13 protein-coding genes and 1 pseudogene are annotated in these 12,197 nt (G+C 63.5%); 9 read left to right on the top strand and 5 right to left on the bottom strand.

Annotation, left to right across the window (positions count from 1 at the left end; translation table 11 throughout):
- Positions 1 to 334 precede the first annotated feature (334 nt).
- Both cueR and ACP69S_RS21340 read right to left on the bottom strand, forming a co-directional pair.
- A complete protein-coding gene (cueR, locus tag ACP69S_RS21345; RefSeq protein WP_426000668.1) occupies positions 335 to 775 on the bottom strand; it encodes a Cu(I)-responsive transcriptional regulator in 441 nt (146 codons plus the stop codon).
- Positions 772 to 3,273: a heavy metal translocating P-type ATPase gene (locus ACP69S_RS21340; protein WP_426000666.1), complete on the bottom strand. Its 2,502-nt coding sequence runs from the start codon at positions 3,271 to 3,273 to the stop codon at positions 772 to 774. The genes cueR and ACP69S_RS21340 overlap by 4 nt, the downstream gene beginning before the upstream one ends.
- 168 nt (positions 3,274 to 3,441) lie before the next feature.
- On the opposite strand from ACP69S_RS21340, the gene ACP69S_RS21335 reads away from it, so the two are divergent.
- From ACP69S_RS21335 to ACP69S_RS21300, 8 genes are all read left to right on the top strand, one after another.
- Complete coding sequence (locus ACP69S_RS21335) at positions 3,442 to 3,735, top strand: hypothetical protein (protein WP_426000664.1); 294 nt, start codon at positions 3,442 to 3,444, stop codon at positions 3,733 to 3,735.
- Entirely contained in the window at positions 3,732 to 4,172 is a 441-nt protein-coding gene (locus tag ACP69S_RS21330) for a Spy/CpxP family protein refolding chaperone (protein ID WP_426000662.1), read from the top strand. Before ACP69S_RS21335 ends, ACP69S_RS21330 begins: the two co-directional genes overlap by 4 nt.
- 68 nt (positions 4,173 to 4,240) lie before the next feature.
- Entirely contained in the window at positions 4,241 to 4,741 is a 501-nt protein-coding gene (locus ACP69S_RS21325; RefSeq protein WP_426000660.1) for an RNA polymerase sigma factor, read from the top strand.
- Between the two features lie 120 nt (positions 4,742 to 4,861).
- Complete coding sequence (locus ACP69S_RS21320) at positions 4,862 to 6,706, top strand: copper resistance system multicopper oxidase (RefSeq protein ID WP_426000658.1); 1,845 nt, start codon at positions 4,862 to 4,864, stop codon at positions 6,704 to 6,706.
- A gap of 263 nt (positions 6,707 to 6,969) precedes the next feature.
- Positions 6,970 to 7,839: a copper resistance protein B gene (locus tag ACP69S_RS21315; protein ID WP_426000656.1), complete on the top strand. Its 870-nt coding sequence runs from the start codon at positions 6,970 to 6,972 to the stop codon at positions 7,837 to 7,839.
- 80 nt (positions 7,840 to 7,919) lie between these two features.
- A complete protein-coding gene (locus ACP69S_RS21310; RefSeq protein WP_426000654.1) occupies positions 7,920 to 8,162 on the top strand; it encodes a heavy-metal-associated domain-containing protein in 243 nt (80 codons plus the stop codon).
- Positions 8,163 to 8,247: 85 nt separating this feature from the next.
- Entirely contained in the window at positions 8,248 to 8,430 is a 183-nt protein-coding gene (locus ACP69S_RS21305; protein WP_426000652.1) for a hypothetical protein, read from the top strand.
- Positions 8,431 to 8,548: 118 nt separating this feature from the next.
- Positions 8,549 to 8,917 (top strand): DUF411 domain-containing protein, encoded by a 369-nt coding sequence (locus ACP69S_RS21300; protein WP_426000650.1) that lies wholly within the window; start codon positions 8,549 to 8,551, stop codon positions 8,915 to 8,917.
- A gap of 4 nt (positions 8,918 to 8,921) precedes the next feature.
- On the opposite strand, the gene copD is transcribed toward ACP69S_RS21300, so the two are convergent.
- From copD to ACP69S_RS21285, 3 genes and pseudogenes are all read right to left on the bottom strand, one after another.
- On the bottom strand, positions 8,922 to 9,851 hold the full coding sequence (gene copD, locus ACP69S_RS21295) for a copper homeostasis membrane protein CopD (protein WP_426000648.1): 930 nt from the start codon (positions 9,849 to 9,851) through the stop codon (positions 8,922 to 8,924).
- A 1-nt stretch (position 9,852) separates the two neighbouring features.
- On the bottom strand, positions 9,853 to 10,224 hold the full coding sequence (gene copC, locus ACP69S_RS21290) for a copper homeostasis periplasmic binding protein CopC (protein ID WP_426000646.1): 372 nt from the start codon (positions 10,222 to 10,224) through the stop codon (positions 9,853 to 9,855).
- 589 nt (positions 10,225 to 10,813) lie between these two features.
- Positions 10,814 to 11,038 (bottom strand): annotated as a pseudogene (locus tag ACP69S_RS21285) (transposase); the annotation flags it as partial.
- A gap of 542 nt (positions 11,039 to 11,580) precedes the next feature.
- On the opposite strand from ACP69S_RS21285, the gene ACP69S_RS21280 reads away from it, so the two are divergent.
- A complete protein-coding gene (locus ACP69S_RS21280) occupies positions 11,581 to 11,994 on the top strand; it encodes a BLUF domain-containing protein (RefSeq protein ID WP_426000644.1) in 414 nt (137 codons plus the stop codon).
- The last annotated feature ends 203 nt before the right edge of the window (positions 11,995 to 12,197 follow it).

Here is a 12,197-nt window from a genome sequence, read left to right as displayed (position 1 = left end):
CGCGTCTTCGGGCATCACTCGTCTCCTGTCTCGAGGAGGACGTGGCCGACCCACGCTCCTCTTCAAACAGGAGAACCCCGCCGCTCATCTTCGACGAACAATCACCCATCCCGCGCTAGAGCACGATCCGATAAGCGTGAAACGGTTATCGGATCGTGCTCTAAACTTCTGATTTAGAGCCCTTTTCGCCCGACCCTGATGAAGCCATCAGGTCGGAAAGGGCTCTAGCGGGTTAGTACTCTGGCGCAACCTGGCCTCGCGTCCGTTCCCGCTGAGCGGGCGGCGTTGCGACGAACCAACTTGGTCCCGGGCCGTCAAATAACGGCTTAAGACCTCATCCAATACGCTTCGCGACCGCCTGCTTTCCAACACGCTCTGTCGGCTCTGTTCCGTTGGTGAGATCCTTCAGGATCGGGCAATCTGGCCGGTCGTCGCCCTCGCAACAGTGCGAAAGGTGGCGCAGCGTATCGGTCATGGCCTGCATCTCGACGATGCGGGCGTCCAGATCGGCCAGGTGACGATCGGCGATGGCTTTGACCTCCCGGCTCGGGCGATCCCGGTCGCGCCAAAGCGAGAGCAGCTGGGTGATCTCCTCCATGGAGAAGGCAAGACTGCGGGCGCGCTTGATAAAGCGCAGCTCATTGACCTGTCGCTCGTCATACTCGCGATAGTTGGAGTCCGTGCGGCTCGCCGGCTGAACCAAGCCGATCTCATGATAATAGCGGATCATCTTGGTGGTGACGCCGGACGCCTTCGAGGCCTGACCGATGTTCAAGCGATGCTTCCTTGAGCGGCCGTGAAACTAACAAACCTAGTTGATTTGAAGGCCCGAAGACGCAAAGCGTTGGCCAGAACGCTGACACTGGATAGGGCCATGGCGCCGGCGGCGACCATCGGCGAAAGCAGCAGGCCGAAGGCTGGGTAGAGCAGTCCGGCGGCCACGGGGATCAACACCACGTTGTAGCCGAACGCCCAGACAAGGTTCTGGCGGATGTTACGGATGACGGAGCGGCTCAGGTCGATCGCGGTGGCGACGCCGCGAAGGTCCCCGCGCATCAGCACCACGTCGGCGCTTTCGATGGCGATGTCAGTTCCCGCGCCCATGGCAATGCCGATGTCGGCGCTGGCGAGGGCCGGAGCGTCGTTCACGCCGTCTCCGACAAAAGCCACGCGTCCGTAGCGAGCCTGCAGCGCCGCAATTGCCGCAACCTTTCCGTCGGGCAGCACTTCGGCGACGATCTCGTCGAGTTCCAGCTGCTTGCCAACCGCCGCGGCCGTGCGGCGGTTGTCGCCTGTGATCATCACGATCTTCAGTCCCGCTGCGCTCAGGGCCGCCAGCGCTTGCGGCGCGCTATCCTTGATGGGATCCGCCACGGCCAGAAGAGCAGCGAGCCGGCCGTCGATGGCAGCATAGATGGGCGTCTTGGCTTGCTGCGCCAACTGTTCGGATTGGCTCGTGAAACTCGCGACGGAGATACCGAGCGTCTCCATGTAGCGATCCGCGCCTACCTGCACGCGGCGACCTTCTACGATCGCCTCGGCCCCAAAGCCCGGCAGAGCGTTGAAGTCGGAGGGTTCGGGAATGGCGAGGCCGCGTGCTTGAGCGCTTTCGACGATGGCTTGCGCTATCGGGTGCTCGGAGTTGCGCTCCACCGCAGAGACGGCGCTCAGCACGTCGACCTCCGTGAACCCGTCGGCGGGAATGACGTCGGTCAGGGCAGGATGGCCAAGGGTGAGGGTGCCAGTTTTGTCGAAAGCCACCGCCTGGACATCGCGCAGGCCTTGCAGAGCCTCGCCTCGCCGAAAGAGCACGCCCAGTTCCGCGGCCCGGCCGGTGCCGACCATGATCGAGGTCGGCGTCGCCAGGCCCATGGCGCAGGGACAGGCGATGATCAAGACGGCGACGGCGTTGACGAGGGCGAAACTGAGCGCTGGGCTAGGCCCAAGCACCAGCCAGGCCGCAAAAGTCAAGGCCGCCGCAGCGATTACGGCCGGCACGAACCAGCTCGTCACCCTGTCAATCATGGCCTGAATCGGAAGCTTGGCGCCCTGGGCGGCTTCGACCATGCGCACGATCTGGGCCAGGAGGGTCGCTGCGCCGACCTTTGTCGCACGGAAGCGGAAAGCGCCCGTCTTGTTAACCGTTCCGCCCACCAAGCCGGCCCCGGCGCGCTTTTCCACCGGTAGCGGCTCACCGGTAATCATCGACTCGTCCACGTAGGACGCACCATCCAGTACCTCGCCATCGACAGGGATGCGCTCCCCTGGCCGGACAACGACAACATCGCCGACAACGACTTCGGCGATTGCAATCTCGCGGACGGCGCCGTCGCGCTCCACGTGGGCAGTCTTCGCTTGCAGCGTCATCAACCGCTTGATGGCCTCGCTGGTGCGGCCCTTGGCCTGCGCCTCGAACAGCCGGCCTACCAGGATCAGGGTGACGATCACCGCCGCGGCCTCGAAGTAGACGTGGTTGGCGCCGGCGGGGAGAAGGGCCGGGGCGAAGGTGGCGAGCGTTGAGTAGGCGAAAGCCGCCGTGGCTCCCAACACCACCAAGGAGTTCATGTCCGGCGTGCGCCGGATCAGGTTGGGCACGCCCTTGCGGTAGAACCGTAGGCCCGGCCCAAACAGAACCAGGGTTGCCAATGCGAAGCTGATCAGCCGCCAGGGCTGCTCGCCAACCGTGTCCGCCAGCAAATGGTGTACGCCTGGGATGAGGTGCCGGCCCATCTCGATGAGGAACAAAGGAAGAGTCGCCAGGGCTGAAAAGACCACGGCGCGCCTGAGGGCGCGGATTTCCGCCGCGCGGGCCTCTTGCTCGCGGTCGGACAGGTCCGGACCTGCCTTCAGGATGGGGGTGGCGTGGTAGCCGGCCTTCTCGACAGCCGAGACCAGCACAGTCGCGTCAACGCCTTCGAGCATTGTGACCGTCGCCCGCTCGGTCGCTAGGTTGACCTGCGCGCTCAGAACGCCGGGCGCAGTGCGAAGCGCCCGCTCGACCCGGCCGACGCAGCTCGCGCACGTCATGCCCTCGACCTTGAGATCGATGGTGCGCTCCAGAGGCTCGTAGCCGGCCTTGCGAATAGCCTCGACGACGGCCGGCATCTGACCTTCGGGATTGAACTCCACGTGCGCTCGACCCGCCGCGAGGTTCACAGAAGCGCGTGCTACGCCGGGGACGGCGGCGATCGCCTGCTCGACGCGTCCCACGCAGCTGGCGCAGGTCATGCCCAGCACGGGAATGTCGATTGACTGTAGGGTTGTCTGGGGCATCGGGCAGCTCCTGATCTTTGTTGCCCAGATCAGGTAGACCTTCCCGTCATGGGAGGGTCAAGAGCGCTTTTTCTAGCCGCCGAGAACGGCCGCTGGAGACCCCAAATGTCTTTGAGGGGCGATCGGTGGGCTGGGCGTATAGATATGGAACAACGTGCGGGGATCGTCATGACCAACACACTGGATCGGTCGATCCAAACCTTGAGGTCCGAGCCGCCGGCCCCGGGCTACGACCATATCGACCAAGCGGTCTGGCGCGGGATCGCCGAGATTCGGCGCGCTCGAGAGGCCGCGCCGGTCCTGAACGCTGTCCGCGCGGCGGCGGTCGTTGGCGGGCTTGCCCTGGGCGTCGCCGGCGGCGGCGTTACTGCGGTGGCCGTCGCGAGCCAGCCCCAGGAGATTTCCGCATTCTCGGTCGATAGCAAACTGGCGCCGTCCACCTTGCTGGATGGCCAAAGATGAGCGGCCTCAGTCGCGGCCTCGTCATCACCCTATTGCTGGCCCTGATCGCCGCCATGGGCGGAACCTGGATTGGCGCCCGCTACATCTATGTTCAGCGCCACCAGCCCTCGCTGCACGAGTTTGTGCACTATGAGCTGAAGCTCAGCGCCGACCAGAAGGCTCGCATCGAGATTCTGGAGCGGGCCTTCGCGGTTCGCCGGCGGGCGCGCGAGGCGGAGCTTCGCGCGGCTAACGCCGATCTCGCCCGCGCCATTCAGGCGCGGCACGAATACTCGCCGCAGGTCCAGACGGCGGTGGACCGCTTCCATGGGGCCATGGGCGAGCTGCAGAAGGAGACCATTCTGCACGTGCTGGCCATGCGTGCGGTCTTGACGCCTGAACAGGCCCGGCAGTTCGACACCCGCATCGGCAAGGCTCTTACCGAACCGGCGCCGTGACGGGCGACAGGGACGCAGAGCTTCACCTCGTCGCGCGTGCGCGGGAAGGGGAGGACCAAGCGTTTGCCGTGCTGCTGCAGCATCACAAGCCGGCGCTTTACGGCTTTGTTCGACGCTACATGCGAGATGGCGACGGCGCGGCCGACGTGGTGCAGGAGAGCTTTATTGCCGCCTGGCGCTCGCTCGGACGCTACGATGATCGCCGGCCTTTTGGGGTGTGGTTGCGCGCAATCGCTTTGAACAAGTGCCGCGACCGCGCTCGCAGGCTCGCCGTCCGGCGGTTTATTCTTGGTGAGAAGGACGATCATTCCGCCGAAGCTTCGGCTCAACGCGATCCTGAGCCGGACGGCGAAGCCAGCCTTATGGCGGTTGAACGGCGAGCGACATTCCAGAGAGCCATCGACCAGCTACCGGTCAAGCTCAAGGAGTCCTTGCTCCTGACCTACTTCGACGACCTCACCCAGCAGGAGGCGGCTGACGTTCTGGGCGTTACGGTCAAGACGATCGAGACGCGGGTGTATCGCGCGCGTCAGCGGCTCGCGGAGCTTCTCGACCGTTCGTCGATTTAGCGCGTCAAAGTCAGGGGTTTGCCGCCCTCGCTGCGTTGTCCATGCAGAAGAGCCAAGGCTTTACCTTCCCACCGTGGGAAGCCGGACAACGCCTAGCCGTTCATTCCTCAAGGATCCCTGATGCCCAGGCTCCCTCTCGATATCGATCGCCGCGCCCTTCTGCGCCAGGGCGCCATTCTTGGCGCAGGAGCTGCGGTCAGCTCGCTGCTCCCCAACTGGGCGATGAGCGCCGAGCGAAGCAGCCTCTCTGCTCTTCCGACGCTATCTGGCGAGGACATCAAGCTCACGATTGGCCACACGCCTGTCACCATCGATGGGAAGACCAGCCATGCGGTGACCATCAACGGCACGGTCCCGGGTCCAATGCTGCGCCTCAAGGAGGGGCAGCGGGTCCGGATCGCCGTCACCAATACCTTGGACGAGGAGACCTCGATCCACTGGCACGGCCTCCTCGTGCCATCCCACATGGACGGCGTGCCGGGCGTAAGCTTTCCCGGTATCAAGCCCGGCGAGACCTTCGTCTACGACTTCCCGATCGTTCAGTCCGGGACGTACTGGTATCACAGCCACTCCGGGCTCCAAGAAGCCGAAGGCCACTACGCGCCCATCGTAATCGAGCCGGCGAAGGCAGACCCAGTCGCCTTTGACCGCGAACACGTGATTGTCCTTGCCGACCACAGCGAGCTGCATCCGCACCTGATCTTCAAGCGACTGAAGCAGCAAGGTGGGGTCTTCAACCAGCAGCGCCAGACGATCGCTGGTCTCCTGGCAGGCCGGGACCAGACGCTGGCCGAGCGCATCGAATGGTCCAGGATGTTGATGGACCCCACCGACCTCTCCGACGTCACTGGCGCTGTGCAGACCTTCCTGGTCAATGGGCACGGACCTAACGACAACTGGACCGGGCTCTTTAGCCCCGGCGAGCGGGTGCGGCTGCGCTTCATCAACGCTGCGGCGCAGATGATCTTCAACATCCGTATTCCCGGACTGAAACTGACCGTGGTGGCGGCGGACGGTCAGAACGTGCAACCGGTTGAGGTCGACGAGTTTCAGATCGGCAATGCCGAGACCTACGACGTCATCGTGCAGCCGACCGAGGACCGGGCCTACACCCTGGTCTCAGAAGCGATCGACCGCTCGGGCATGGGTCGGGCGACGCTGGCGCCGCGCGCCGGCATGTCGGCTCCGGTCCCGCCACTGCGCGGGCGGCCAATCCTGACCATGAATGACATGGGCATGTCACACGAGGCGCACGGCGCTGTGGAAACGGGCCACGGTAATATGGACCACGGCGCGATGGCCGGCATGGACCACAGCAACATGCCCGGAATGGCCTCCAACCCGTCCCCCGGCATGGCGCCGCCGCGTCAACGGGGGGGCGACCTGATGGGCGACATGGGCGGCATGGCGATGAACATGCTCGACTGGTCCAAGGCCCCTCAGATCAAGAGGGGGCCCGGCGTCCAGATGATCACGCCCATGCCGATGGACCGGACCGGCGAGCCGGGTCTTGGCCTCGAAAGCGTCGGCCACCGCGTCCTTGTCTACAAGGACCTCATCGCCCTCGAGCCGAACCCGGATCCGAGACCGCCGGAGCGGGCTCTGGAGATCCGGCTGACCGGCAACATGGAGCGCTTCATCTGGGGGTTCGACGGCTGGAAGTTCAGCGAAAATCCGCCGCCCTATTCCTTCCGAACTGGAGAGCGAATGCGCGTCACCCTGGTCAACGACTCGATGATGACCCACCCGGTCCACCTGCATGGACACTTCTTCGAACTGGTGCATGGGCCCGTCGGCAAAATGCCGCGCAAGCACACGGTCAGTGTAGCTCCAGGCGGGAAGGTGAGCTTCGACATCACCGCCGAGACGGGCGACTGGGCCTTCCACTGCCATATGCTGTACCACATGCACGCTGGCATGTTCCAAGTCTTTAAAGTACGCCCGGCGCAAGGAGCATCGGTATGATGCGCGCCTCGCTCCTCGTCCTGACGCTCGCCGGCTTAGCGTCCGCCGCGGCCGCCCAGGCACCTCTAGATCCGCACGCCGGCCATGTGATGGAGCAACCAGCCAAGCCCGTCCAGGCTTCGGCGGACCCCCATGCCGGCCACGTCATGCCTGCCCCGCAAGCTGCACATGCTGAGCCAGCGCCCGCGGCGTCTGCAGACCCGCACGCCGGTCACCGAGCGCCGCCTCCAAGCGCTCCGGCCGATCCTCATGCTGGGCACATCATGCCCACGCAGTCGGCTGCGCCCGCCGATCCCCACGCCGGGCACACCATGCCGGCGCTCCCGCCAGCACCTGTGGACCCGCACGCCGGCCATGCCATGTCCCCACCAAGCCCCGCGCGGACGGGCGTCGATCTGCCCATTGGGAATGCGGCGCCACCGCCCGTTATCGTGGACAACCTCGCCGACCAGACGTTTGGCAGCGGCCCGATGCAGCGGGCGCGCGCGACGCTGGAGAACGAGCATGGCGGTTCGCCCATCTCCAAGGTTCAAGCTGACCTGCTGGAATGGGCGCCGGATGGCGAGCGCTACGGCTGGGAAGTCGAGGGCTGGTACGGCGGCGACATCAACCGGCTGGCCATTAAGACCGAAGGCGAGGGGGTGTCCCGCGAGGGCGTTGAGGGCGCAGAGGTGCAACTCCTCTACTCGCGAGCTGTATCCCGCTACACCGACGTGCAGGTGGGATTGCGGTACGATCTGGAACCCAGATCCCGCACCTATGCGACGCTCGCCGTCGACACCATGTTGCCCTACTGGTTCGAGGTCGAGGGTGCGGTTTTCCTTTCCAGCAAGGGCGATGTCCTGGCACGGGTTGAGGGCAGCTACGACTGGCGGCCCACTCAGAGACTGATCCTGCAGCCGCGCGCTGAGCTAGAGCTTGCCGCGCAGGATATCCCGGAGAGCGACATTGGATCGGGGCTGTCGACGGGCGAGTTCGGGCTGCGGTTGCGCTACGAGATCCGCCGGGAATTCGCGCCCTATATAGGCGTCGCCTACGAACGCGCCTTCGGCGAGACTGGACGGCTGGCTCACGCGCATGGCGAGGCGGTGGACAGCACCCGGTTCATCGTGGGCCTGCGGGCTTGGTTTTGAGATTTCTCCGGCCGCCCCTTGACCCTCCCATCATGGGAATCCCCATCTCCAGCAGCGAGGTGATGAACAAGGAGATTTCGATGCTTCGCTACCAAGTCGACGACATGACCTGCGGCCACTGCGCTCAGGCGATCACCCAGGCCTTGAAGGGCCTCGACCCCCGTGCCGAGGTGTCAGTGGATCTAGGGCCTAAGCAAGTCGCGGTTACCAGCTTGTTCGCGTCAGAGCGGATCGAGCATGTGATCCGCGCTGCCGGCTACACCCCGCGCGCCGTCGAGACGGCCCCAAGCGCTACAAAAGGCGGTTGCTGTGGGAGTTGTTGAGGGGCGATGGAGCCCGAGCGCGTATATCAACAGGCGGGAACAGTGCAGGCCCCACCCATCGAGTTCCGCGCCAAGGGGAAGTTCCATGAACACTATCGCAAAATCCGCGCTGGCCGCAGTCGCGCTCACCGTTTTGAGCGCCGGCGCAGCCTTTGCTGCCGACTGCTGCTGCAAGGACAAGGACGTCAAAATGGCGTGCTGCGACAAGAAGCCTGAAGCGGCGCCCGCCCCTGATGCGCCGGCCCCGAAGCCCCAGCACCAGCACTGACCCAATGCGGCCGCGAAAGCGGCCGCACACTGCCGAGGCCGACATGATTTCTCGTAGAGCCCTTCTCGCCGGCGCTGGCTTGCTCACTCCGGCGATAGCGTTTGCGGCAAACCCGCCAATGACCGTCTACAAAACGGCCTCGTGCGGCTGCTGCGGTGGCTGGATCACGCTGATGCGGCGTGCTGGGTATCAGCCGAACGTTGTCGTGGTCGAGGATGTAGGGCCGCTCCATGAGCGCTACCGGGTCCCGGTCGAGTTGTCCTCCTGTCACCTCGCCACCGTCGGCGGCTATGTCACCGTGGGCCACGTGCCCGCGACTGATATCGCCCGCTTGCTGAAAGAGCGGCCAAAAGCGCTTGGGCTGACCGTGCCAGGCATGCCGCTGGGATCTCCCGGCATGGAGATGCCGGACGGCCGGAAGGAAGCCTACGACACCCTGCTGCTGCTACCTGCTGGCAAGACGCGGGTGTTCGCCAAGCACGCCTAGTATCCTAGTGGGCGGACGGCGGGGGCAGAGTCCCGAGCCATGCTATAAGGGTCAGCACCAGCAGGCCTAACCCCGCCTCGACGACAACGCTGCGGCTCAGCGCGGCTAAGGCGGAGCTTTCAGTTGCAGGCGTTTCGAGCGCTCGCCCCAAGGCTGGCGTCAAACGGTAGCGATTGGCGGCAGCAAGACCCACCATCGCCATAAACAGCAGGATTTTCAGGCTTAGAAGTCGTCCGTAGGGGGTGAGCCACAGGCCCTCGATTCGGTCGAGCCCTACCAGGATCGCGCTGTTCACGAGGCCGGTGAGAACCAGTGTGGCGACAAGCAGCGCCCCCATGCCCGAAAAGCCATGAAGTGCTCGGTGCAGCGCCGCCACGCTCTCCGCCGTTCCAGGCCGCGCGAGGAGCAGCAGGGCGAAAACCGCGAGCGCACCGAGCCAGAGGGCCGCCGCCCAACTGTGCACAATGTCGGCCGCCAGGTGCAGGGGGGCGATCGGCCCCTCGGTAGCGGCGCCGTGGCCCATCCAGGCGAAACTCGCCACAGCCACCGCCCCAAGCGCAGCCGTCAGGCCCCAGCTTGGAAGGCCGGGCTTGAGCACCAGGACAAGCAAGGCCGCTAGCCCGGCCGCGCCCGCTCGACAGATTGCCGCCTTGCCAAGGTCCATGCCCGTTAGGACCGCCACTAGGGTCTCCGGCTTGACGCCGTCGCGTATCGAGCCGGCGAGAATGCTGGCGTGGACCGGCAGCGAAAGGAGAGCGGCAATGGCCAGGAGGGCTCCGGCGCCCGCGAGCAGGGGGCGGGCCCAGGCAGTCTGCGCCGCCGATGCTGCCCCGGACCTTGGAAGGGCGTAGATGAAGAAAAGCGGCGATCCGAGAAGGATCATCGCTCCTGCATATTGCATCAGCCTGAGCACGATGACCGCAGGCTCGAGCACGTCAGCCCACCTTGAAGGCGACTTCACCCGCCATCTTGTGGCCGTCGGCGGCTGCCGCCGTGTAGACAATCTTGTACGCGCCAGAAGCCAGAGCAGTTTGCGGCGTGCCAACGATGCTCTTGCCATCCTTCGAGACTGTCGTCCGCACCGGGATCTTCATCCCGCCATGCTCAGGCATGGTGACTTTGAACTTGGAGAAGGCCGGGACCACCTTGTTGCTAAACGTCAATACGATCGTCTTGGGAGCCGTCTTTACGGTCGCGCCCGCGGCTGGATCCGAACTCACCAGATGGGCGTGAGCCCAAGCTGGGCTGTTGGCAAAGAGCGCTGCCGTCATGGTCAGGCCAGTAAGGCAAAAAAGTTGTTGTCGCATCTCAAGTCTCCAAACGGGTTGGCTCACAAGAAGACTACGCGGCCCCCGCCTATCGCCCCTCAATTGGCACACGCCGCTGGCACGTTGGGGTAAGTCCGGCGAGAGAGCGGATGCGCCTCGCCGGTGTTCCCAAGTCCCCTTACACGACCGTCGGAACTGCGTTTCAGCAAGACGAGGCTGACCTATCTCCCGCGCGTATATGCGGGAGGGCGGGGGCTAGAATGAAAGTCGTTCATCAGATTGGGCTTGAAACAACGCCCTTCCCCAACAGTCTGCCCGCGCTGACCTCGATCCGCTCTGCGCTGGCTCTGGGGGTCGTGCTCTTCCACTACCAATTACAATGGCCTTGGAACGCCATGGCTTGGACCAGCAATCTTCGATTGAGCTGGTCTCGGCGTCGACGCCTTCTTCATCTTATCTGGTTGCACAGTTTTCAGCGACTGGCGAACCTGCGTCGATACATGCCTGACTGGTGCGGCCAAGCTTGACGCAATGTCTACGCCACTAAGAGTCTGCCTCATAATGTTTCTGATTGTGATCAGAGGGTTGCGAGCCTTCGGGTCATGAGCTGGACCGATGCCATGAAGAGTCATGCCGTTGAGCTGTCGAGGGTCTTCTCGAAGTCCTTGGCCAGACGGCGGTTTCGGCCGAGCCGGGCGAAGGTGCGCTCCACCACCCATCGGCGGGGCAGCAGCACGAAGCCCTTGGCGGTGTCGGATCGCTTGATGATCTCGATCTTCCAGTCGCCACGTCAGGCCATGGCGTGTCGCAGCTTGTCGCCGGCGTAGCCGCCGTAGGCGAAGACCTGGCGCAGCTAGTTAGAGATGTCGCTCAGTCTGCCAGATAGAGATGTCGCCTGGCGCCGATTTACGGGTCGGGCGGCGGGCGGGCGTGGAGCTCTCACACCGCGCAGAGCCCGGCCGGCGACCGACGCAAGGGAAGGGGTGTTCGCCTTCCTGGACCTCACCGAGCGCGCCGCCAGGCGGGCGAGGCTCTGACGGGTTTGCGCGCCGCGAGCGGACGTTGGAAACTTCTCAGAAGGGTGGTCAGCGGACCTGCGTTCGCTCAATGATTTGAGCGTCAATCTCGGCAACTCGCGCTTCCAACTGCGCTAAGTAGGGTGCGCCGTGTTGCGCCATCTTGTCGGGCGAATACACCCAACGTTCATCATATGTCCGTAACGTACATTTCTGCCCGTTCTATGGCGTCACCCCTCGCAGGCACCGCAAGATCGCCGCCAAGATATCAACCCCAGACGAGGCCAACCCTCCAATAAATCCGCGACCCGGCGGTCCCAAAACTTCTGACGACGTACAGTCAGATCCGACCGGGTTCACGAAAAAATAGGATGCAAATATGTCGATTAATCAACTTGTTTATATAAGCCAAGCAACACGTAAGATGTCTCCAGAAGACCTCTCTGCGATACAGGAAACGGCAAAGAAAAACAATGCGCCACTCGACGTGACGGGTAGTTTGTTTTACAACGGCGGTTGGTTTTTGCAAGTATTGGAAGGTCCATTATCAACGCTCGATAAGCTATATGAAAAAATAGAACTCGATTCTAGGCACAAAAATTCGCGAGTATTGTACAACGAGCCGGCAAACTTCCGTACTTTCCCGCGCTGGAACATGAATATGACCAACTTAAACGACAGACAAGCCGACAAATATGATGAACTTGTCGAAGTCATCGAGGCGGCTCAAACAAACCGTAATATCGGATCGGCATCCCCAGCAGTGGCATTACTGAAGATTTTTAGAGGCTGAGCCGAAGGGCCCGAGTCCATCGGGTTGAAGGTTGTCGCGTTCACCGCCGAGGCTCGCTCTATCCTAGGCGAGAACGATGACGCGTTAGAGGCTGACCCGAAATGAAGTTGGGTGATTTCAGTCACTTGTGATTCTGTTGGAGATGCGAACCAACAACGGAATTTGACATGTGGACCGAAACCACCCGGCGCAAGCATGCCCGA

The sequence above is a fragment of the Caulobacter sp. DWR1-3-2b1 genome (assembly GCF_049895765.1).
Taxonomy (GTDB): Bacteria; Pseudomonadota; Alphaproteobacteria; order Caulobacterales; family Caulobacteraceae; genus Caulobacter.
The sequence above is the reverse complement of the archived record's forward strand: the minus strand, read 5'-3'. Positions and strand labels throughout refer to the sequence as shown.